At 68.6% G+C, this 20,556-nt stretch carries 17 protein-coding genes and 1 tRNA gene; 8 read left to right on the top strand and 10 right to left on the bottom strand.

Going from position 1 to position 20,556, the window contains the following annotated elements; genetic code table 11:
• Positions 1-73 precede the first annotated feature (73 nt).
• The 4 genes from ACFVVK_RS07670 to ACFVVK_RS07655 all read left to right on the top strand — a co-directional run bounded on the left by ACFVVK_RS07670 (position 74) and on the right by ACFVVK_RS07655 (position 3,574).
• Complete coding sequence (locus ACFVVK_RS07670) at positions 74-1,870, top strand: glycoside hydrolase family 15 protein (RefSeq protein ID WP_390265589.1); 1,797 nt, start codon at positions 74-76, stop codon at positions 1,868-1,870.
• 104 nt (positions 1,871-1,974) lie between these two features.
• Positions 1,975-2,352 (top strand): VOC family protein, encoded by a 378-nt coding sequence (locus ACFVVK_RS07665; RefSeq protein WP_390265587.1) that lies wholly within the window; start codon positions 1,975-1,977, stop codon positions 2,350-2,352.
• A 108-nt stretch (positions 2,353-2,460) separates the two neighbouring features.
• The gene (locus tag ACFVVK_RS07660; protein WP_390265585.1) at positions 2,461-2,808 is read left to right on the top strand and encodes a hypothetical protein; all 348 of its coding nucleotides are present in this window, start codon (positions 2,461-2,463) and stop codon (positions 2,806-2,808) included.
• Positions 2,795-3,574, top strand: a complete 780-nt coding sequence (locus ACFVVK_RS07655; protein WP_390265583.1) for an HAD family hydrolase — start codon at positions 2,795-2,797, stop codon at positions 3,572-3,574. Before ACFVVK_RS07660 ends, ACFVVK_RS07655 begins: the two co-directional genes overlap by 14 nt.
• 94 nt (positions 3,575-3,668) lie before the next feature.
• On the opposite strand, the gene ACFVVK_RS07650 is transcribed toward ACFVVK_RS07655, so the two are convergent.
• Positions 3,669-4,586, bottom strand: a complete 918-nt coding sequence (locus ACFVVK_RS07650) for a CHAD domain-containing protein (protein WP_390265581.1) — start codon at positions 4,584-4,586, stop codon at positions 3,669-3,671.
• A 167-nt stretch (positions 4,587-4,753) separates the two neighbouring features.
• On the opposite strand from ACFVVK_RS07650, the gene ACFVVK_RS07645 reads away from it, so the two are divergent.
• Positions 4,754-5,515 carry an SDR family oxidoreductase gene (locus ACFVVK_RS07645; protein WP_390265579.1) on the top strand — a complete coding sequence of 254 codons (762 nt, stop codon included), beginning with the start codon at positions 4,754-4,756 and terminating at the stop codon, positions 5,513-5,515.
• A gap of 48 nt (positions 5,516-5,563) precedes the next feature.
• On the opposite strand, the gene ACFVVK_RS07640 is transcribed toward ACFVVK_RS07645, so the two are convergent.
• The 3 genes from ACFVVK_RS07640 to ACFVVK_RS07630 are packed head-to-tail and all read right to left on the bottom strand — an operon-like array spanning position 5,564 to position 8,642.
• Entirely contained in the window at positions 5,564-5,989 is a 426-nt protein-coding gene (locus ACFVVK_RS07640) for a sterol carrier family protein (protein WP_390265577.1), read from the bottom strand.
• A gap of 10 nt (positions 5,990-5,999) precedes the next feature.
• On the bottom strand, positions 6,000-7,016 hold the full coding sequence (locus tag ACFVVK_RS07635) for an asparaginase (protein ID WP_390265575.1): 1,017 nt from the start codon (positions 7,014-7,016) through the stop codon (positions 6,000-6,002).
• 36 nt (positions 7,017-7,052) lie between these two features.
• Positions 7,053-8,642: a molybdopterin-dependent oxidoreductase gene (locus ACFVVK_RS07630; RefSeq protein WP_390265573.1), complete on the bottom strand. Its 1,590-nt coding sequence runs from the start codon at positions 8,640-8,642 to the stop codon at positions 7,053-7,055.
• A gap of 400 nt (positions 8,643-9,042) precedes the next feature.
• Here ACFVVK_RS07630 and purD point away from each other — a divergent pair, with 400 nt between their 5' ends.
• Together purD and ACFVVK_RS07620 are read left to right on the top strand one after the other, a co-directional pair.
• A complete protein-coding gene (gene purD, locus ACFVVK_RS07625; protein WP_390265631.1) occupies positions 9,043-10,353 on the top strand; it encodes a phosphoribosylamine--glycine ligase in 1,311 nt (436 codons plus the stop codon).
• A 32-nt stretch (positions 10,354-10,385) separates the two neighbouring features.
• Positions 10,386-11,330 carry a phosphoribosylaminoimidazolesuccinocarboxamide synthase gene (locus tag ACFVVK_RS07620; protein WP_390265629.1) on the top strand — a complete coding sequence of 315 codons (945 nt, stop codon included), beginning with the start codon at positions 10,386-10,388 and terminating at the stop codon, positions 11,328-11,330.
• A 16-nt stretch (positions 11,331-11,346) separates the two neighbouring features.
• On the opposite strand, the gene ACFVVK_RS07615 is transcribed toward ACFVVK_RS07620, so the two are convergent.
• Positions 11,347-12,612: a helix-turn-helix domain-containing protein gene (locus ACFVVK_RS07615; protein ID WP_390265571.1), complete on the bottom strand. Its 1,266-nt coding sequence runs from the start codon at positions 12,610-12,612 to the stop codon at positions 11,347-11,349.
• A gap of 130 nt (positions 12,613-12,742) precedes the next feature.
• On the opposite strand from ACFVVK_RS07615, the gene ACFVVK_RS07610 reads away from it, so the two are divergent.
• On the top strand, positions 12,743-12,961 hold the full coding sequence (locus ACFVVK_RS07610; RefSeq protein WP_390265569.1) for a hypothetical protein: 219 nt from the start codon (positions 12,743-12,745) through the stop codon (positions 12,959-12,961).
• 167 nt (positions 12,962-13,128) lie between these two features.
• On the opposite strand, the gene ACFVVK_RS07605 is transcribed toward ACFVVK_RS07610, so the two are convergent.
• From ACFVVK_RS07605 to ACFVVK_RS07585, 5 genes are all read right to left on the bottom strand, one after another.
• Positions 13,129-13,205, bottom strand: a tRNA-Pro gene (locus tag ACFVVK_RS07605).
• Positions 13,206-13,293: 88 nt separating this feature from the next.
• A complete protein-coding gene (locus ACFVVK_RS07600; RefSeq protein WP_390265567.1) occupies positions 13,294-15,144 on the bottom strand; it encodes an ABC transporter ATP-binding protein in 1,851 nt (616 codons plus the stop codon).
• Positions 15,141-16,958: an ABC transporter ATP-binding protein gene (locus tag ACFVVK_RS07595; protein ID WP_390265565.1), complete on the bottom strand. Its 1,818-nt coding sequence runs from the start codon at positions 16,956-16,958 to the stop codon at positions 15,141-15,143. The genes ACFVVK_RS07600 and ACFVVK_RS07595 overlap by 4 nt, the downstream gene beginning before the upstream one ends.
• 337 nt (positions 16,959-17,295) lie before the next feature.
• Entirely contained in the window at positions 17,296-18,243 is a 948-nt protein-coding gene (locus ACFVVK_RS07590) for a metallophosphoesterase (RefSeq protein WP_390265563.1), read from the bottom strand.
• 3 nt (positions 18,244-18,246) lie between these two features.
• The gene (locus tag ACFVVK_RS07585; protein ID WP_390265561.1) at positions 18,247-20,544 is read right to left on the bottom strand and encodes a transglycosylase domain-containing protein; all 2,298 of its coding nucleotides are present in this window, start codon (positions 20,542-20,544) and stop codon (positions 18,247-18,249) included.
• Positions 20,545-20,556 lie beyond the last annotated feature (12 nt).

Raw genomic sequence — 20,556 nt, 5'->3', positions numbered from 1 at the left:
CCCTGCTGCCGGGTCAGCGTCCGGCCTCCTTGGATCCTAGTCCCGGCCACAGCCGTGTGGCACTGTAGGTGTCATGGCACGCATCGAGGATTACGCAATGGTGGGAGACCTGCACACCGCGGCCCTGATCAGCACGGAAGGGTCGATCGACTGGCTGTGCCTGCCACGCTTCGACTCGCCGGCCTGCTTCAGCGCCCTCCTCGACACCCCGGCGGCCGGCCGATGGCTGCTGGCGCCGGAAGGCGGTGGCGAATGCACGCGGCGGCGCTACCGCAAGGGCACCCTGATCCTGGAAACCGAATGGGAAACTCCCGGGGGCAAGGTCAGGATCATAGACTTCATGCCACCGCGCGACGAAGTGGCGGACATCGTGCGGATCGTCGTCGGCGTGCGCGGCAAGGTACGGATGCGCGGCGAACTGGCGCTGCGGTTCGACTACGGCCACATCGTCCCATGGGTCCGCCACGACGAGCACGGGATCCACGCGGTCGCCGGTCCCGACTCCGCCTACCTGGTCACCCCGGCGCCCCTGCGCGGCGAGCGGATGCACACCGTCAGCGACTTCACGGTCACCGCCGGGGAGCGTGTGCCCTTCGTGCTGACCTGGAGCCCCAGCCACCTGGGCCGGCCACGCTGCGTGGACCCGGAAGCCGTTCTGCTGTCCACGCAGGAGTTCTGGGAGGACTGGTCCGGGAAGTGCACGATCACCGGCCCCCACCGCGCCGCGGTGCAGCGCTCGCTGATCACCCTCAAGGCCCTGACCTTCGCCCCCACCGGGGGAATCGTGGCTGCTGTGACGACGTCCCTCCCCGAAGAGATCGGCGGCACGCGGAACTGGGATTACCGTTTCTGCTGGCTTCGCGACGCCACCCTGACCCTGCAGGCCTTGTTGGCCGCGGGCTACACGGAGGAGGCCGGCGCATGGCGCGACTGGCTGCTCCGCGCCGTCGCCGGGGACCCCGCGGATCTGCAGATCATGTACGGGCTCCACGGCGAACGCCGGCTGCCGGAACTCGAGCTGCCCTGGCTTAAGGGCTACGAAAATTCTGTCCCGGTGCGGATCGGGAACGGGGCGGCGGGGCAGCTTCAGCTCGATGTCTGGGGCGAGGTGCTCGATTGTCTGTCCCTGACGCGGAACTCCATCCTGATGCACACCGACGACGCCTGGGATGTGCAGGTGGCGGTGATGGAACACCTCGAGACGGCGTGGCGGCTTCCCGACAACGGATTGTGGGAAATCCGCGGCCCGCAGCGTCACTTCACCCACTCCAAAGTGATGGCCTGGGTGGCGGCCGACCGCATGGTCAAGGGGGTCCGCGACTACGGTCTGACCGGCCCGGCGGACCGGTGGGAGGAGATGCGCGACACCATCCACGACGAGGTCATGGCCAACGGGTTCGACGCCGAACGCAACACCTTCGTGCAGTCTTACGGCCGGCCGGAGTTGGACGCGAGCCTGCTGCTGCTGCCGCGGGTGGGGTTCCTGCCGCCCGATGATCCGCGCATCATCGGAACCATCGACGCCGTCCAGCGGGAACTGACGCGCGACGGTTTCCTGCTCCGCTATCTTCCGGCCGAAAGCGACGACGGGCTTCCCGGCGAGGAGGGGGTCTTTCTCGCCTGCTCCTTCTGGCTGGTTCAGGCTCTGATCGGAGCTGGCCGCCGCCACGAGGCCCGGGAGCTGTTCGAGCGACTGCTGTCGCTGCGCAACGACGTCGGGCTCCTCAGCGAGGAGTGGGCAGTCGGCGCCGGCCGGCAACTGGGCAACACTCCGCAGGCCTTCAGCCACTTCGCCCTCGTGATGAGCGCGCTGGAACTCCACGACGACGGTGTCCGCCGCAGCGACACGCCGCCGCCCTCCGGCCGCTGAGCCCGGCCGCCGGATTCGTAGCTGGCGCCGCCCAGTAGCCAGCGCCGCCTGCTTGTGGCACTCTTTGCCGTATCAACCCGGCTACGACCTCAAAGGAGAGCGCCATGTTCGTGGCGAAGGACACGTTTTCCAGCTTCAGTGTTGATGATCTGGCCAAGGCCAAACAGTTCTACGGGGACACTCTCGGGTTGGCGGCGGAGGAAAATGCGATGGGTGTCCTCAACGTCCGGCTGCCGGCGGGGCCCAGGGTGATGATCTATCCAAAGGACAACCATGAACCGGCGTCCTTCACCGTGCTCAACTTCGTGGTGGAGGACATCGAGCAGGCCGTGGATGAACTCAACGGGCTCGGCGTGAAGACCAAGATCTACGACGATCCGGAGCTGCCCACGGACGCCAAGGGGATCATGGTGGGCGAGGGGCCCCGGATCGCCTGGTTCAAGGACCCGGCCGGAAATGTCCTCTCCGTGATCCAGGGCTAGGGGTGCCGTTGGCCCGCGCTCTGACGGTGGCGACGGTAAAGCCCGGACGCGCCAGTAAGTATACTTACTAATGTTGTCCCAGTGTGGGTGGATATTAAGGAGTGTGCGATGGCCGGATATTTCGAGCTCGTGAATGCGCCCGAAGGCGGGTACCGCATCCGCATGATGGACGGAGCCGGAAGCCTGATGGCTGTCTCGGTCACGTTCCCCACCAAGCGGGCCGCAGCCGCCGGCGTGGCCAAGGCGCGTGAGATTGCCGGGACGGGCCTGATCCGGGACCTCAGCACGGACAGCCCGCCGGCGGTGATCAGCACGCAGGCCCGAACTGCCCGGCGGACTCCAGAGGGGGCCAAGCGCAGCACCTCGCTGATCAGTGGGGGACCGGGCGGCGGTTTGGTAAGCGCACCCGGCGGCGGGCTGCCGGCGGCGGGAAGGCGGGCGCATGCACACCACTGACCCGAGGGCCGACGGCGGCCCACAGCCGGCCGGGGAGCCGCAGCACGGCGGCGGCCCACAGCCGGCCGGGGAGCCGCAGCACGGCGGCGGCCGCAGAGCCGCCGTGCTGTTCGACGTCGACGGCACTTTGGTCGACTCCTCCTATATCCACACCCTGGCCTGGTGGCAGGCCTTCCGGCAGGCGGGTTACGACGTTCCGATGGCCAGCATCCACCGGTCGGTGGGGATGGGCGGGGACAAGATCCTTGACAGCCTGCTTCCCTCCGACCGGGACGCCTCCCAGGACAGCACGATCATGACCTCCCACGCGGCGGTATTCTCCACGTTCTGGCCCGCCCTGCGTCCTTTGGACGGCGCCAAGGAGCTCCTCGCGCAGTGCCACGAAAGCGGTCTCGCGGTCGCGCTGGCTTCGTCGGCCCGGGAACGCGACCTTGAGGCCCTGCGGTCCACGATCGAGGCGGACGCCTTCATCGACGCGGCCACGAGCTCCAGCGACGCGAAGGAGAGCAAGCCCGCCCCGGATATCCTCGTCGCGGCTCTGGAAGCCCTCGGCGTGCGCGCCTCGGACTCGGTCTATGTGGGCGACGCCGTCTGGGACATCTACGCTGCCGGGAAGCTCAATATTCCGGCCATCGGGTTGACCTGCGGCGGTACCAGTGAAGCGGAACTGCGGGATGCTGGCGCTGTGGAAATCTATGCAAGTCCGCGGGCGCTGCTTGAGAACCTGGCGAACAGCGCCATCGGGAAACTCAGCGCCCGCCGGTAGCTGCGCGCTTCTGCTGCGCCGGCTGAAGCGGGGAAGCGGATAGCTGGGCTGCGTGCAGCGGGGCTGCAGGGGCGGCCAGCTCCGGCGTACCCGGTTACCGGGGAAACTTCCGCCAGCTGCGGAGGAAATCCGCTTCCGCGGCCGCCGCCAGGCTCTCCTCCCGGGCATGCAGCCGGCCGTAGCTGAACCCGCTCTCGCCGGCGGGCAGCGAGGGGGTGCCGAGCTCGACCAACAGTGCCCTGGCCATCACCGTGTCCTGGTGGAGGCCCAGTGCGGTTTGAATGCTGCGCGCCGCCGCGGCCAATCGGGAGAGCCGCTTCGCGTCCCCGTTTACGGCCACGGCAGTGGCGAACTCAGCGGCATAGCGCAGCCGCTTGGCCGCCTTCCGGACCTCGTGCAGGCCCGCGTCCCTGCAGCCAGGTCCGCCGCCCGTGCCGGTGCTGGGTGCAAGGTCCGGTGTTCGTTCCGGGCGGGGGGCCAGCCCGTTCACCGCGCGCCTCAGCCGGGCTTCGTCCCTGGCCACGAGCTTCCGGACAGTCTCGCGGGGTCCGCGGGCTGCCTCGGCGGTCTGCGGGGCGGCGGTGACAAATTCCGAAAGGCGGCCGAGCAGGAGGGCGTACCGTTCGCCGTCGAGTGCCTCGGTCAGGCTCTTCATCCCGGCTGCGGCTGAGGCATCCAAGGCCCGGTCGATCCGGTCCGCCGCCGGACCGGCAACCAGTTCGGGCAGTTCTTCGGCGAGCAACGCCCTCAGCCGGTCCCGGACCACTGTCGGATCCCTGGCAGCACCCAGCACCCCGGAAATCCACTGGAGCTCGCTGCGGATGTCCGCACAGGCGCCGTCGGCGAACAGGGTTCGTCCCGTGGACAGAAGGGACCGGAGCCGCCGGGCCGCGACGCGCAGCTGGTGGATGGGTTCTGGCTGCCCGGCCAGGGCGCCTGGGCCGTGCCGGAGCATCTCGCCGAGCTGTTGGCCAAGATAGGCAAGGAGGACATCTCCGGTGGAGGTTGCCATGCCTTAATGTACTGACTCCCCGGACGCGCGCCTAGGGTCGATAGGACCGGTTACAGCCGCGGTTCGCGGCAGTCCCGACGCGAAACAATGCCGTGCCTGACCCTCCCGGGGGTACGCTGGCCGGGCAACCGCGCAACCGTCAAGCGCGCAACCGTCGAGGAGGACCCATGAGCCAGCACCACACCCCGGGAAGGGTCGCGGTCATCACCGGGGCCGGGTCCGGCATCGGCCGGGCGGTGGCCCGGCTCATGCTGGCCGAGGGCTACCGGGTTGTGCTGGCGGGCCGGCGGGAGGAGCCACTGCGCGAGACGGCGGCCGGCCACCGGCAGGCGCTCGCCGTGCCGTGCGACGTCACCGTCCCGGCCGACGTCGAGCGGCTCTTCGCCGCGGCCCAAAAACAGTGGGAACGGGTCGACGTGCTCTTCAACAACGCCGGCGTGTTCGGCCCCGCGGCGTCGGTGGACGAGATCTCGGTGGCGGACTGGGACGCGACCGTGGCCGTGAACCTCACAGGTGCCTTCCTCTGCGCCGCGGCGGCCGTCCGGGCCATGAAGGCACAGTCGCCCCAGGGCGGGCGGATCATCAACAACGGCTCCATCGCGGCCCATTCACCCCGGCCGCGGACCGTCGCCTACACGGTGACGAAACACGCGATCACCGGCCTGACCAAGAGCATTGAACTCGACGGGCGCGGGTTCGGCATCACCTGCGGCCAAATCGACATCGGCAACGCGGCCACGGACCTCATGGACGAGATCGGCGTCGGCGCCGGGGCAGTCCAGGCCGACGGCAGCCGCAAGGCCGAGCCGACATTTCCCGTTCAGGACGCCGCCCGGGCCGTGGTGCTCATGGCCGGGATGCCGGCGTCGGCCAGTGTAGGATCCCTCGTGGTCACGGCCGCCGGCATGCCCTTCATCGGGCGCGGCTGAGGCGCCCGGCCGGCTGGAGGGGCAGGGCCGGCTGGAGGGGCAGGGCCGCTAGAGGGGCAGGAGAGCCGACAGGTCCGCCCGGAGCCCTGAGGCGGCAACTCTGCCGGCCGCGACGGCGTCGGCCCAGCTCAGGCGTCCGCTGACCATCGCCAGCCAGGTGGCGGCGTCGCACTCGATGACGTTCGGGGGAGTCCCGCGCGTGTGCCGCGGGCCCTCCACGCACTGGGTGACGCCGAACGGCGGGACGCGGACCTCCACCGAGTTGCCCGGCGCCCGGGCGGTGACTTCCTCCAGCGAGTAGCGCACCGCCGTCGCGATCGTAGTGCGCGGGACGGCGCCGGTGCCCCCGATCGACGTGCCCAGCGCCGACGGGTCCGGCGCCGATGGGCCCGGCGCGGCCCGGGTGGCTTCCTGCCATGCGGCGAGGGCCGCGCGGCCCTCGTCCACAGCGATGCGGCGGCGTGAGACGGCCATGTAGCGTGTCCTAGTCCAGCAGGGCCGCGACGGCGCGGCCGAGCCGGATCTTGCCCACGGGACGGCCGCCGCCCAGGACGGGATCCACCACTTTGTCCAGCACACTGGAGACTTCGGGGATTTCGACGGCGCCGGAGGCAGCGAGCAGGGTCAGCCCCACCAGGGTGGTGGCCCGGACGTTGCCGTCGAGCATCTTGATGGCGACCGAGACGCCCTGGCGGGTGGCCATCACCAGCACGCCCTCGGCGCCGATCTTGGCCAGGATGCCGAGCTCATCCATGACGATCGTGTTGGCCTCCCCGCGGCCCTGGACGGCCCACGGGTAGTCCAGCATGGACGTTGCAATCGTGGCGGCGCGCGCGCTGGAGTTTTTGTCGCCCGGGGCCTTGGCCAGCTTGGAATAGGCGCGGGCCAGGCCGACCAGGGACACGGCGGCAACGGGGGCCCCGCAGCCGTCAATGCCGAGATGGGCGATGTGTTCGCCGCAGTATTCCTCGATCACGGAGCGGATGCGCTGCTGCAGCGGGTGGTTGGGTTCGAGGTAGCTGTGCTTGTCCCAGCCGTTCTCCGTGCACGCCCAGAGGAACGCGGCATGCTTGCCGGAGCAGTTGAAGGCCAGCCTGGACCTGCCGCGTTCGGTCTGGACGAGCCAGTTCCGGGCGGTCTCATCCTGGGGCCAGTCGGCCGGACACAGCAACTGGTCTTCCTTGGCCCCGGCCGCCTTGAGCATGCCCTCCACCACGTCCATGTGGTCGAGGGACCCGACGTGGCTGCCGCAGGCGATGGCCACCTGGGCGCCCCGCAGGGGAACACCGGACTGCATCGAGGCAAGCGCCTGGAAAGGCTTGAGCGTGGACCGGGCAAAGATGGGGGCGGTGACATCGCCGAGTTCAACCACCACGGTTCCGTCCGCGGCCAACACAACAGCCGAACCGATGTGGCGGGACTCCACGAAGCCGCTGCGTTCGACGACTGCCAGTTCGACGGCGGAGTCGGCGGTGAAGGTTGCGTGCGGGTTTGAGACCATGGTCCAAGTCTATGGTGCCCCGGACTGATACCCCGGTTACTCCACGGTCACCATGACTGACTGCCAGCCCGAGGCGCCGTCCGGAACGGGATCCGCCCGTTTGTCCGTCTGAAGCTCGCCCGTGCCGTCCGTGGCGCGGACCTTGATGTAATGCGGCCCGGGCGTGGCATCCCAGTCGAGGGACCACTGCCGCCACGTGATGAGCGAGGCCTCGTCGGAGAGCACCGCCTCGGTCCAGGGGCCGCCGTCGATCTGGACCTCGACCTTGGTGATGCCGCGGGTCTGAGCCCACGCCGTGCCGCCGATGGCGACCTTTCCCGCGGCCACTTTGGCGAACGATTTAGGCACTTCGACCCGTGCCATGGTCTTGATCGGACCGCGTTCGGACCAGCCGCGCTGGGTCCAGTAGGCCTTGCTGTCGGCGAACCGGGTCACCTCCAGGTCCACCACCCATTTGGTGGCGGAGACGAACCCGTACAGCCCGGGCACCACCATCCGCACCGGGTAGCCGTGCTCCAGGGGCAGGGCCTCGCCGTTCATGCCGATCGCCAGCATCGCGGCGCGGTCGTCCTGGAGGACCTCCAGCGGGGTGGAGGCGCTGAAACCGTCTACCGACGTGGACAGCACCATGTCAGCACCCGGTTTCGGCCGGGCCATTTTCAGGACATCGCGGATGGGCATGCCCAGCCATTTGGCATTGCCGGCGAGGTTGCCGCCGACCGGGTTGGACACACAGGTCAGGGAGACATGGGCTTCGATGAGCTGGGCGTCGAGGAGGTCTTGGAAGGAGAGCCGGACTTCCTGTTCCACGAGGCCGTGGACGCGCAGTTCCCAGTCCTGGGCGTTGATCTCCGGCACGCTGAGGGCGGTATCGATCCGGTAGAAGTCTTTGTTCGGGGTCAGCCACGGCGTGACGCCGGAGGCCTTGGACTGGACACCGGCCGGGACCGTGGGGGCGGCCCTCGCGGGTGCGGGCAGCTGCAGCGATTGGCGGGCCGCGGCCACGTTGCTGCGGGCAGCGCCCAGAAGACGCCCGCCGGTGGCGGCAACGGCAGAGGCGGCAGCGGTGATGCCGGCGGCGGCGAAAAACGCGCGGCGGGTGGTCGCCGGGCGGTCGGGCTCCTTCGCGGCAATGTCGGCTGCCTGGTCCGGCCATTCCCGCATGCGCCACAGCCGGGTGACCAGAAGCCTTAGCGCCACCAGGCCCGCCACGGTGCCGATGAGGGAGGGAAGGGCATCGACGGGCTTGACGCTGGCCCGCGTCACCACGCTGGCCACGATGACGGCCCCCATCAGCACCACACCGGCCACACCGAGCGCCCACTTCCGGTACGCCACGATGCCGAGCACGCACGCGAGGAGCAGGATCGTGACGGCCATCCCGACGAAGAGCGCCGCCTTGTCGTTGGTGCCGAACGTGGCAATGGCAAAGTCCTTCATCCACGGCGGCGTGAAGTCGATGAAGGTCGAGCCCAGCGCAATCAGGGGCGTTGCCCGGTTGGAGAAGAACGCGCCGACCAGTTCCGCGACGGACAGGACGACGCCGGCCGCGGCCACTCCGGCCACCGCGGCCAGGGCAGTGCCGCCGCGGGACCGCTTGCTGTGCTTCATGCTGGGCTTGTTCATGCAGGCCATTCGTAGCGGAACGCACCGCGGATTGTCCGGCACCGGGACATGCCCAGCCCTTGTGCCTGCGAGAGGACATGTTCCCGTGCCGAGCGGACATGTCCATGCTTTGGGCCGGCGAGCCAGCATGTTCCTGGGCCCGGAGGACATGTCCGGCTTTGGCCTTCGCGAGTGGACATATTCCTCAGCCCGGCGGACATGTCCAACCTTCGCCTCCGGGAGCGGGCAAGTTCCCGGGATGCAAGGAACATGTCCCGCTCTGGACTTGACCACTGGACATATGGGCATCATGTCCACTGGCCGACGCGGGCGACGGGCATGTCCCGGCAGAGGGCCAGGTACGTCCGGCGGCCGACACAGCTTAGGAGCCCGCGGGGTGCACAACGTACCCTTGGAGACTGTGAAGGTACTTGTCATCGGCCCCGGCGGCCGCGAACACGCCATTGTCCGGTCCTTGCTTGCAGACCCCAACGTTTCCGAGGTCCACGCGGCCCCTGGCAACGCCGGCATCAGCAAGCTCGTCCCCACACACCCGATCGACGCGAACGATCCCGACGCCGTCGCCGCGCTCGCCGTCAAGCTCAGCGTGGACCTGGTGGTGGTCGGGCCCGAGGCGCCCCTGGCCGCAGGCGTGTCCGACGCCGTCCGCGCCGCCGGCGTCCCGGTCTTCGGGCCGAGCAAGGACGCAGCCCAGCTGGAAGCATCCAAGGCCTTCGCCAAGGAAGTCATGGCCGAGGCCGGCGTGCCCACGGCGATGGCCCGGGTAGCCGCCAACGCCGAGGAAGCCGCCGACGCCCTGGACGTTTTCGGGGCCCCCTACGTCGTCAAGGACGACGGCCTCGCCGCCGGCAAGGGCGTCGTGGTCACCAGCAACCGGAACGAGGCCCTGGCCCATGCGCAGAGCTGCTTCGACGCCGGCGGCACGGTGGTGATTGAAGAGTTCCTGGACGGACCCGAGGTCTCTGTGTTCGTCGTCTGCGACGGCCGCAACACCGTGGCGCTGTCCCCGGCGCAGGATTTCAAGCGCATCTTCGACAACGACGAAGGCCCCAACACCGGCGGCATGGGTGCCTACACCCCCCTGGACTGGGCCCCCGAGGGCCTCGTGCAGGAAGTGCTCGACCGCGTCGCCCAGCCCACCGTGAACCAGATGGCGCACCGCGGCACCCCGTTCGTCGGCGTCCTCTTCGTCGGCCTTGCCTTGACGTCCCGCGGCACGCGGGTCATTGAATTCAACGTCCGGTTCGGCGACCCAGAAACCCAGGCCGTCCTCGCCCGGCTCCAGACGCCGCTCGGCGGTCTGCTCATGGCCGCCGCGAAGGGCGAACTGGACAAGCTGCAGCCGCTGCGCTGGTCCAAGGACACCGCCGTGGCCGTCGTCGTGGCGGCGGAAAACTACCCCGGCGCCCCGCGGACCGGCGACCGCATTCGCGGCCTGAAGAAGGCGGACGCGCTGGACGGTGTCCACGTCATCCACGCCGGCACGAGGCTCGACGACGACGGCCACGTGGTCTCCGCCGGGGGCCGCGTCCTGGCTGTCGTGGCGCTCGGCACCGACCTCGTGGAGGCGCGGGAACGGGCGTACGACGGCGTGGAACTGGTCCAGCTCGACGGCAGCCAGTTCCGCACGGACATCGGCCGCAAGGCTGCCCGCGGGCAGATCCGGGTGGCGGTGCCCGGAGCCCCGGCCCATTCGAAAGCGAAGGCCTGACCGTGACGGATTCCGCACCCTCGACGCCCGGCATCTCGACGCCCGGCAGCAACCCCAAGGGCGGACTCGACACCGCCACGCTGGACCTGCCGGGCTGGCAGCACGTCTACTCCGGCAAGGTCCGCGACCTCTATGTCCCCGCGGACGCTGACATCCCCGAACGCTTCGGCCAGGGCTGCGTCCTGGTGGTGGCCAGTGACCGCATCAGCGCCTACGACCACGTGCTGGCCAGCGAGATCCCGGACAAGGGCCGCATCCTGACGCAGCTGAGCCTGTGGTGGTTCGAACAGCTCGGCGTGGCGCACCACGTCCTCGCGTCCACGGTCGACGGCGGTGTCCCCGCCGCCGTCGAAGGCCGGGCGATGATCTGCAAGAAACTGGACATGTTCCCGGTGGAATGCATTGCCCGCGGCTACCTGACCGGCTCCGGGCTCCTGGAATACCGCGAGTCCGGCACCGTGTGCAGCATCCCGCTGCCCGGCGGCCTCGTCGACGGGTCCCGGCTGGAGGAGGCGATCTTCACGCCGTCGGCCAAGGCTGAAGTCGGCGAGCACGACGAGAACATCACCTACGACGCCGTCGTTGGCCTGGTGGGCGGGGACACGGCGGCCAGGCTGCGCGAGCTGACCCTGGAGATCTACACCAGGGCCGAGGCAATCGCGCGCGGCCGCGGCATCATCCTGGCCGACACCAAGGTCGAGTTCGGCATCGACGCCGCCACCGGCGTGATCACCCTGGGCGACGAGGTGCTGACCCCGGATTCCTCACGCTTCTGGGATGCGGCCACCTACCGTCCCGGGCAGGCGCAGCCGTCCTACGACAAGCAGTATGTGCGCGACTGGCTGACCTCGGCCGAATCCGGCTGGGACAAGGCCTCCGACACGCCGCCGCCGGCGCTCCCGGCCGACGTCGTGGCGCGCACGCGCCGCCGCTACGTGGAGGCCTACGAAAAGCTCACCGGCCGGACCTTCGCGTAACTGACCGGGCGCGGGCCTAGGCTTCGGCGGACGAGGCCTCGGCCCGCCGCTGGGCCAGCCGGATTTCCAGCACGGCGTCCAGGGCCTGCTGGACCCGGTCGGAGGCTCCCGCCGCGCTGAACTCCTTCTGGGCCTCCTCGAGGTAGACCAGCGCCTCGGCGGACTCTCCGGCGGCTTTGAGGGCCTTGCCGAGCAGCAGTGAGACCTCTCCGGCCGTGTGCCGGGCCAGCGACTCCCGCTCTGCATGGATCTCGCGCAGCTTCTGTACGGCGGCCACGATGTCGCCGGTGAGGTAGAGCCAGCGGGCCCGGATGAAGGCCACTTCCAGCTGGTCCGACTTGTTGCCGCCCACGATGGACAGGGCCAGCTCGGCGCGTTCGATCGAGGAGAGGGTTTCGGGCTCGACAATTCCCGAGGACAGGCGGACCGCGGCGGAGGCCTTGTTGAACCGGGCCCACAGATCGATGTCGTTGGCCGGGGACAGCAGGCGGCCCGCCCGCTCGTGGTACTTGATGCCCTCGGCGTAGTCGTGGCGCATGAAGGCCACGTTGCCGATCACCCAGGCCACCTCGCCGGCGAGCTGGGACATCGAATGGTCGTCCATCTGTTCGTTCATGGCCTGGCAGTACTCCCAGGCCTCATCCAGCCGGCCGCTCTCGGCCAGGGCGCCGATGAGCGCCCGGTAGGCGCCGATCATCATCGTGGAGCCCTTCGGCAGCGAGGCGCACAGTCGCACGGCTTCCTGGGCATGCTCGACGGCGGCGGTCAGCTGGCCCTGCCCCTGCGAGGCGGCGGCGAGCATCTGCTCGGCGCGGACGCCCAGCCCGGCCGATTCCGCGGCCATGGGGTGCTCCAGGAGATTCTGCACGACGTCCTTGCACTCCTGCCAGAGGCCCTGCTTGATCAGGCATTCGGCCTGCATGTAGGTCATGTTCCACCAGGCGCTGGTGTTCTTGGCCTCCAGGGCGATCTTGGCGGCGGCGGCGGCGTGCGTGGCAGCCACGGGGTAGTCCCGCAGGTCCCAGGCCTGCCGGGCGTACAGTCCGGCAAGCACATATTCGGCGTCGCTGACGGACACCGGCTGGCTCCAGGCCTCCAGCGCTTTGGGGGCCAGTTCGAGCCGGTGGGCGAGCTCTTCGATGACATCGGCGGTCGGCTCGCGGCGCCCAGTTTCCAGCAGAGAAATGTAGCTGGGGGAGTAGAGGTCGCGGCCCAGCTCCGCTTGCGTCAGGCCCCGTTCGAGCCGTTCCGCGCGGAGCTTCTCCCCAAATCCGTTCCCCACGGATACCTCCTAATTCCGGACATTCTTTATACTAAATGCTTGACAGTCTCTGTAGAAACCATTTTACAATGTGTGTCAACAAGGGTAGTGCTGACTTGGTTAAGGACCCCAACGCAAATTGAGGAACTCTATGTTGAAGAAGATTGCAGCCGGCGCCGCCTTGGCGGGTGCACTGGCATTCACCGCCGCGGCCCCGGCCGTACTGTCCGCCGCGTCGCTGACCGATGTCTCGCACGTTGCCGCCGTCGGCAACTGGCCCGACCCGATGCGGGCTCCCCAGGCGGTGGGCAACTGGCCCGACCCCATGATGCAGTCCACGAACGTCGGCAACTGGCCCGACCCCATGTAACACCCCGCTCTAACAGCCGGCCCCGTGCCTGCCCATACTGCCCCGGGAGTCCCTTCCGGGGCAGTTTTGCGCCGGCGAAGCGTCAGGGCACGAAACCCGATGAGCAGGTGTTCAGGGCGTCCAAGCAAAAAAAGAGGACCTTCCGCGTGGAAGGCCCTCTTTTTATGTGGTCGGGATGACAGGATTTGAACCTGCGACCTCGTCGTCCCGAACGACGCGCGCTACCAAGCTGCGCCACATCCCGATCCGCTGCTTCAAAAGCAACTTCACAAGAGTATCCGATGATGGCCCCGGATGTGAAATCGGGCCCGGGATCGGCCGGGGCCAGCAGATCAGACCAGTGAATCTTTCCAGGCGCCGTGCAGCCGGGCGAAGGCGCCGCCGTCGCCGATCAGCTGCTGCGGGGTGCCGTCTTCGACGACGCGTCCGTCATGGACCACCAGGACCCGGTCGGCCGTCTCCACGGTGGAGAGCCGGTGGGCAATGATGAGCGCGGTCCGCCCCGCGCCGGACGTCCCACCGGCGCCGGCCTCCCGGGTGCCCCGCAGGAGCCCCGCGAGGCCCTGCTGGACCATGCGCTCGGACGGGATGTCCAGTGAGGACGTTGCCTCGTCCAGGATCAGGACTGCCGGGCGGGCCAGGAACGCCCGGGCGAAGCTGATCAGCTGTCGCTGCCCTGCGGACACGCGGCCGCCGCGCTTGTTGACGTCGGTGTCGTAGCCGTCCGGAAGTTCACGAATGAAGGCGTGCGCCCCGACCGCCCGGGCGGCGTCCTCGATCTCCTCACGGGAGGCGCCGGGGCGGCCCAGGCCGATGTTGTCCGCCACGGACCCGCTGAACAGGAACGCCTCCTGCGTGACCATGACCACGTTCCGGCGCAGGTCGTCGGTGGCGAGCTGGCGCAGGTCCACGCCGTCGAGCGTCAGGGACCCGGCCGAGACGTCGTAGAAGCGGGCGATCAGCTTCGCGAGCGTGGATTTGCCGGCCCCGGTCTGCCCGACGAGCGCGACGGTCTGCCCGGCCGGGATGTGCAGGTCCAGCCGCGGGATGATGACCGGGCCGTCCCCGTACCGGAACTCCACGCCGTCGAAGTCGATGCTGCCCTGCGCATCGTGCAGGGGCACGGGCGCCTTGGGCGGGCGGACGGTGGGGATCTCCTCGAGCAGGCCGGAGACCTTCTCCAGGGCAGCCTGGGCGCTTTGGAAGGAGTTGTAGAACATCGCCATCTGGTCCACCGGCTGGAAGAACCGCTTGGTGGACAGGATCAGGGCCAGGAGCACGCCGACGGCGAGCTCGCCGCCGAGGACGCGGAAGCCGCCCGTGAGCAGTACGACGGCGACGCACACGTTGCCGATCAGGACGAGCCCGGGCTGGAAGATGCCGTTGAGGTTGATGGAGCGGACGGTGGCGCGCCGGTAGTCCTCGGAGACGGCGGCGAAGCGCTCGGCATTCTCGCGTTCCCTGCGGAAGGTCTTCACGGCGCGGATCCCGGTCATCGTCTCCACGAAGTGCACGATCAGCTGCGCCGAGACCACCCGGGATTCGCGGAAGGCGATCTGTGAGTGTTTCTGGTACCAGCGGGCCAGAAAGTACATCGGCACGCCGGCAGCGAGGACCAGCAGGCCGCTGCGCCAATCCAGGGCGAAGATGGTGATGGCCGTAAACGCCATGAACAGCACGCCCGAGGCCAGCGAGCTGACGCCCGAATCCAGGAGTTCGCGCAGGGCATCCAGGTCGGAGGTCTGCCGGGCGATGATGCGGCCGGATGTGTATTTCTCGTGGAATTCCAGACTCAGCCGCTGCGTGTGCCGGAAGACCCGGACGCGCAGGTCCAGCAGCATCGCCTGGCTGAGCCTGGCCGTCCACGCAACGTACAGGGCGGTCAGTCCGGCTGCTGCTGCGGCCGCGGCAAGGTAGGCGGTCCCGGCGAAGACCAGCGGCAGGCTGTCGCCGCCGCGCAGGGCCGGCAGGGCGTGGTCGATGCCGAAGGCGATCAGGGCGGGCCCGGCCGCGCGGGCTGCCTGGGACAGGACGACGGCGCCGATGGTCAGCCAGAAACGCGCCCGGACGGGACGGATCAGGGACCGCAGGAGGGCCAGGGAGCGGCGCCGGACGGCCTTGCTCTCGTTCCTGCTGAGGTGTGCGTTGTCCTCATTAGCGGTGCCGAATGTTGCGCTGCTCATCGGGAGATCTCCTCGGTGTGGTCCTCGAGGGCGGACAATTCTGAATCCAGGTCCCGCGGTTCCCGGTCCAGGGTGGCGATCACGTAGCGGTAGTGGCTGTTCTTGGCGAGCAGCTCCGTATGGGTTCCGACGGCGGTGATCCGGCCCTCCTCGAGCAGGGCCACGCGGTCGGCAAGGGCGACGGTGGAGGGCCGGTGGGCCACGATCAGCGTGGTGGTGTCGGCGAGGACATGGCGGAGCCTGCCTTCGACGAGCTCCTCGGTGTTCACGTCCAGGGCCGAGAGCGGGTCGTCCAGGACCAGCACGGCCGGTTTCGCCGCGATGGCGCGGGCCAGGGCGATGCGCTGGCGCTGGCCGCCGGAGAGGCTGAGGCCCTCCTCGCCGATCAGCGTGTCCACCCCGGCGGGCAGGGAATACGCGAAGTGGGCCTGGGCGACGTCGAGCGCTTCCGCCAGGGCCGCCTCGCGGTCTTCAGCGGTCCCGGACACGCCGAGCAGGACGTTGTCCCGGACAGAACTGGAGAACAAGGTGGTGTCTTCGAACGCCACCGCGACCACGGTGCGCAGATCCTCGACGTCGAACTCGCGCACGTCCACGCCGTCGACCAGAATGGAGCCGCCGGTGACGTCGTAGAGGCGCGGGACGAGCTGGAGCAGGGCGCTCTTGCCGCTGCCGGTGATGCCGACCAGGGCCATGGTTTCGCCCGGCCGAATGTCCAGCGTGATGTCCTTGAGGATCGGCTTATCCGGGGCGTCCGCGAACGCGAACGTGGCATTGCGGAAGCTGAGGGCACCCTTCAGTTCGGCCGGCCGGTGCGGCCGCTCCGGGCTGGTGATGGTGTTTTCCGCGTCCATCACTTCGAAGTGCCGGTCCACCGCGGACTTCGCGGTGAGGGCCATGGCCAGCAGCATGCCGCAGAACTCGACCGGCGCGGCCACCACCGCGGCGGTGGCGAAGAACGCCACGAGGGACCCGATGGAGAGCTGGCCGGAGGAGACCAGCAGGATTCCGACGATGAGTCCCGCGCCGAGGGCGAGCTCGGGCAGCAGCGTGACCACCAGGCTGAAGGTGGCCAGGTGTTTGGCCTTGGCGATCTCTGTCTGCCGCAGTTCCTCGGCCTGTTCATTGAAGTTCTCCAGCGCCTCGCGGCTGCGGCCGAAGGCCTTCAGGACGCGGATGCCGTGGACGGACTCCTCGACCGTCGTGGCAAGGTCGCCGGCCTGGTCCTGGCTGCGGCGGGCCACCTTGCTGAACCGCGTGCGGAAGCGGAATCCGTAGATCATGATCGGCACGGCCGCGGCCAGGAAAATCAGCGCCAGCTGCCAGCTCATCGAGAACATCACCGCCACGCCGATCACCACCGTAAGGGTGGTCACGACCAGCATGATGGCGCCGAAAGCCATCCAGCGGCGCAGGAAGTTCAGGTCCGTCATGGCCCGGGAGAGCAGCTGCCCGGAGCCCCAGCGGTCATGGAAGGACACCGTGAGGTCCTGCAGGTGCCCATAGAGGGAGACGCGCATCCGGGTCTCCACGGTGGTGGCGGGGTTGATGACGAACTGGCGGCGGAGGGCCACGAGTCCGGCCTCAGCGACGCCGAGGCCCAACACCACCAGCGAGGCGCCCCAAACGGTGTCCGGGCTGCCGCCCGGGGCCAGGGATTCGTTGACCAGCACGCGCAGCACCTGGGGGATGGCCAGGGCCATCACGCTCGCCAGCAGCGCGCAGAGCAGGCCCATGACCAGCCGGGGCAGGATCGGCCTGACGTGCGGATAGAGACGGCTGATGGAGGTGAAGAATGAGCTCTGCTTGGCCATGCCTGCTTCTTAAGACGCCCGTGCATCGATAGCACCGTTGAGGGTAGTTTCCTGTAGCAACTACCCTAGGCCATGAGGTGACAGGATTCACCCGCCCGCCGACGTGCCATGATCCGCCGACGGACATGTCCATCCCTGGCCCCAGGCCCAGGGGGGACATGTCCAGTGCTAGCTGCAGGGGATGGACACTGCGCAGATATGTCCGTCGGTGGCGGCCGGGGGAGGGCATGTCCCGCGGGCCGGAGCGCGACGGGAGGGCAGGTCCGATCCCTGCTCGTCCTTGCTCAAACCTGGAGGGACATGTCCACCCCTTGGGCCGGCGAGCGGGCCGGCGGCGCTAGGCGCGGGCGGTCAGGGTGAGCAGCACCGCTTCGGGCCGGCAGGCGATCCGGACCGGGGCGAAGCGCGAGGTGCCGATGCCGCCGGAGACGTTCACCGCCGTCGTGCGCCCGTTGCTTTCCCACATGTTCAGGCCCCGGGCCCGCCAGCTGGGAAGGTCGCAGTTGGTGACCAGCGCCCCGTATCCCGGAATGCAGATCTGCCCGCCGTGGGTGTGGCCGGCCAGGACGAGGTGCGCCCCCGCCTCGGTGAAGTGGTCAAGGACGCGCTGGTAGGGGGCATGCGCCACCCCGATCCGCAGGTGCGGATCGGCGTCGCGGCCCTTGGTGCCCCGCGGCCAGCCGGCGTAGCGTTCGAGGCGCAGGTGCGGATCGTCGACGCCGGAGAAGTCGAAGCGGATGCCCTTGAGCGCGAGTGACTGGCAGCGGTTGGTCAGGTCCAGCCAGCCGGACATGCCGAACTCGGACCGCAGCCGCGGCCAGTCGAGTACTTGCGGGTCCTGGCGCTGGCCGGAGGGCCCGCGCAAATACGAGGCGGGGTTCTTCAAGCGGGGGCCGAAGTAGTCGTTGGATCCGGGAACGAACACGCCCGGGAATTCGAACAGGGGGCCCAAAGCCGCCAGCAGGGGTGCCACGCCTTTGGCGTGGCTGAGGTTGTCGCCCGTGTTCACCACGAGGTCCGGCCTCAGCTCAGCCAGGGACGAGAGCCATTCTGCCTTCCGTCGCTGGCCCGGCACGAAGTGGATGTCGGAGAGGTGGAGGACCCGGAACGGGCCGTACCCGGCCGGCAGGACGGGAAGGGTCTCTTCCCGGAGCACGAACTGGTTCTTCTCCCACAGCCCGTAGGCGGTGGCCGCCGCTCCGGCCGCCGATCCCACCGCGGCGGTCACGGCAAAGCCGCGCCCGATGCTTCGGACGCGGCTTGCCAGGTCATGCCTCCAGGTCATCGGCTACTTCTTGCTGGACTTGGACGGTGACGGATCCGGCGTCGGGTCGGAGGACTGCCCCTTTTTCCCGTTGTTGTTGTTGTTCCCGTCGTTGGCGGGCGCGGTGCTCCGGGTCGTCGGGGTGTAGGACCGCGGCGGCGCGGGTGCGCTCAGCATGCTCGACGGCGGGTCCGGGAACGGCTCGGTGCCGTAGGCCGGCGCCACCTGGGCCATGTAGTTCGAGAACTGCGGACCGGCGATCATATAGCCGTCAATGCCCTTGTAGAAGTTGCCGTTGATGGTGACGTTCTGCCCGGCCCGCTGCTGGTTACCCAGGGGATCGCCAAACCACGTGGCCGTGGCCAGGCCGCTGGTGTAGCCGGCCACCCAGGTGGAGCTGTTGTTGTCGTTGGTTCCGGTCTTCGCCGCGATGGGGAAGGACGTCCGGGTCGAAATCCGGGGCCTGATCAGCGAGCCCGAGCCGCGGTTGAGCACCTCCTGCATCGCGTACGCGACGCCGTGCGCGACCTCGGGAGTGACCGCGTCCCGGCAGTTGGTTGTCTGGGCCGGCAACTTGGCGCCGGTCGTGTCCGTCACCGAAGCGATGGCGATCGGTTCGCAGTACTTGCCGTTGTTGGCGAAGGTCGCGAATGCGCTGGCCATGGTCAGCGGAGCAGTCTGGCGGGCTCCAATGAGGCTGCTCAACCGGGTCATCGGAACCTTGGGGTTGGGATCGCCAGCCGCAGGCAGGCCTTCGTGGATGCCGACGGCGTCCACGATCTTCTGGATCCCGCAGAGGTCCACCCGGGCCGCGGTGGCGAAGGTGATGGTGTTGATGGAGTTCGCCAGGCCGTCAAGGACCGACATGTACTTGTAGTGATCCTCGTCAGCGTTCTGCAGGTCCTTGGTGCCGTTCGTCGAGTCATACCAGCCGTCGGTAGGGGTCGGACACGTGTTCTTCCAGGGGAAGTCCTGCGGATACCGCCGCACGGTGCCGTTGAGCATCGTGCTCATGGAGTTGCCCTCGTTGAGCCACTCCGCGAACGTGAAGGGCTTCATCGTGGAGCCGGGCTGGAAGCCGCCCAGGCCGTTGAGGTCGTTGCCCTTGGCGTCCTGCACGTCCACGTTGAAGTTCGCGTTCTGGTCGAACTTGCCCTGGGCGGGGAACCAGACGGTGTTCTGGGCCATGGAGATGATCTTGCCGGTGCCCGGCTGCACGGACACCAGCGCGGCGCCCCACTTGTCCGGGTTCGCGCCGGCTGAGGCGTCAACCTGGGCCTGGGCGACGGACTGGGCCTTCGGGTCCAGGGTGGTCTTGATGGTCAGGCCGCCGCGGAAGATCTTGCGCTCGCGCTCGGCGGCGTCCGCGCCGTAGGCCGGGTTGTTCAGCAGCAGGTGCAGCACGTAGTCGCAGAAGTACGGTGCGGTCGGCGAGTACGGGCAGCCCTGCCGGGGCTGGGTGACCTTGGTTGTGACGGGCGTCGCGACGGCGGCGTCGTAGTCGGCCTGCTTGATCTTGCCCTGGGTCAGCATCGCCTTGAGGACGAGGTCGCGGCGGACCTTGGCGTTGTCGGGGTGGGTGATGGGGTCGTAGTAGGACGGGCTGTTCACGACGCCGGCCAGCAGCGCCGCCTGCGGCAGGGTCAGGTTCTTGGCCGTGGTGCTGAAGAAGAACTTGGAGGCGGCTTCGATGCCGTAGGCGTCCCGGTTGAAGAACACGATGTTCAGGTAGCCCTCGAGGATCTGCTCCTTGGTGAACTTCTTCTCCAGCGCGATGGCCAGCTTCATTTCACGGAGCTTGTCCCCGACGCCCTTGTTGACGCCGTTGAGGAGAACCTCGTCACCCTTGCCTTCAGCCTCCAGCGAGGAGTTGATGACGTTGTTGACGTACTGCTGCGTGATCGTTGACGCGCCCTGCTTGTTGCCGCGGGCGGTGCTGACGAGGGCGCGCAGGATCCCGGTGGTGTCCACGCCGCCGTGCTCGTAGAAGCGGCTGTCCTCGATGGCGATGACCGCGTTCTTGATGTACGGGGACATCTGGTCCAGCGAGACGCGGGTGCGGTTTTCCGCGTAAAGGTTGGCGATCACGCTGCCGTCCGACGCCAGGATCGTGGTCGACTGGCTCGGCGGATCGACCTTCAGCTCCGCCGGAAGGGTGTCAAAAAACTGGATGGAACCACTTGCGGTGCTGCCCGAAACGGCCGCCGCAGGGACGAGCAGTCCCGCCACCAGGACGCCACAAATGGCGCTCACGCCCAGGAAAAGAAGGATCTTTCCGAGGGTGGTGGCCGTGTCGAATAAAGGGTTCTTACCAGTCGCCATGTTTTCCACTTT

Origin of the sequence: Arthrobacter sp. NPDC058192 (assembly GCF_042883665.1) — a bacterium.
Lineage (GTDB): Bacteria > Actinomycetota > Actinomycetes > Actinomycetales > Micrococcaceae > Arthrobacter.
This window is presented reverse-complemented; position numbering and strand designations above follow the sequence as displayed.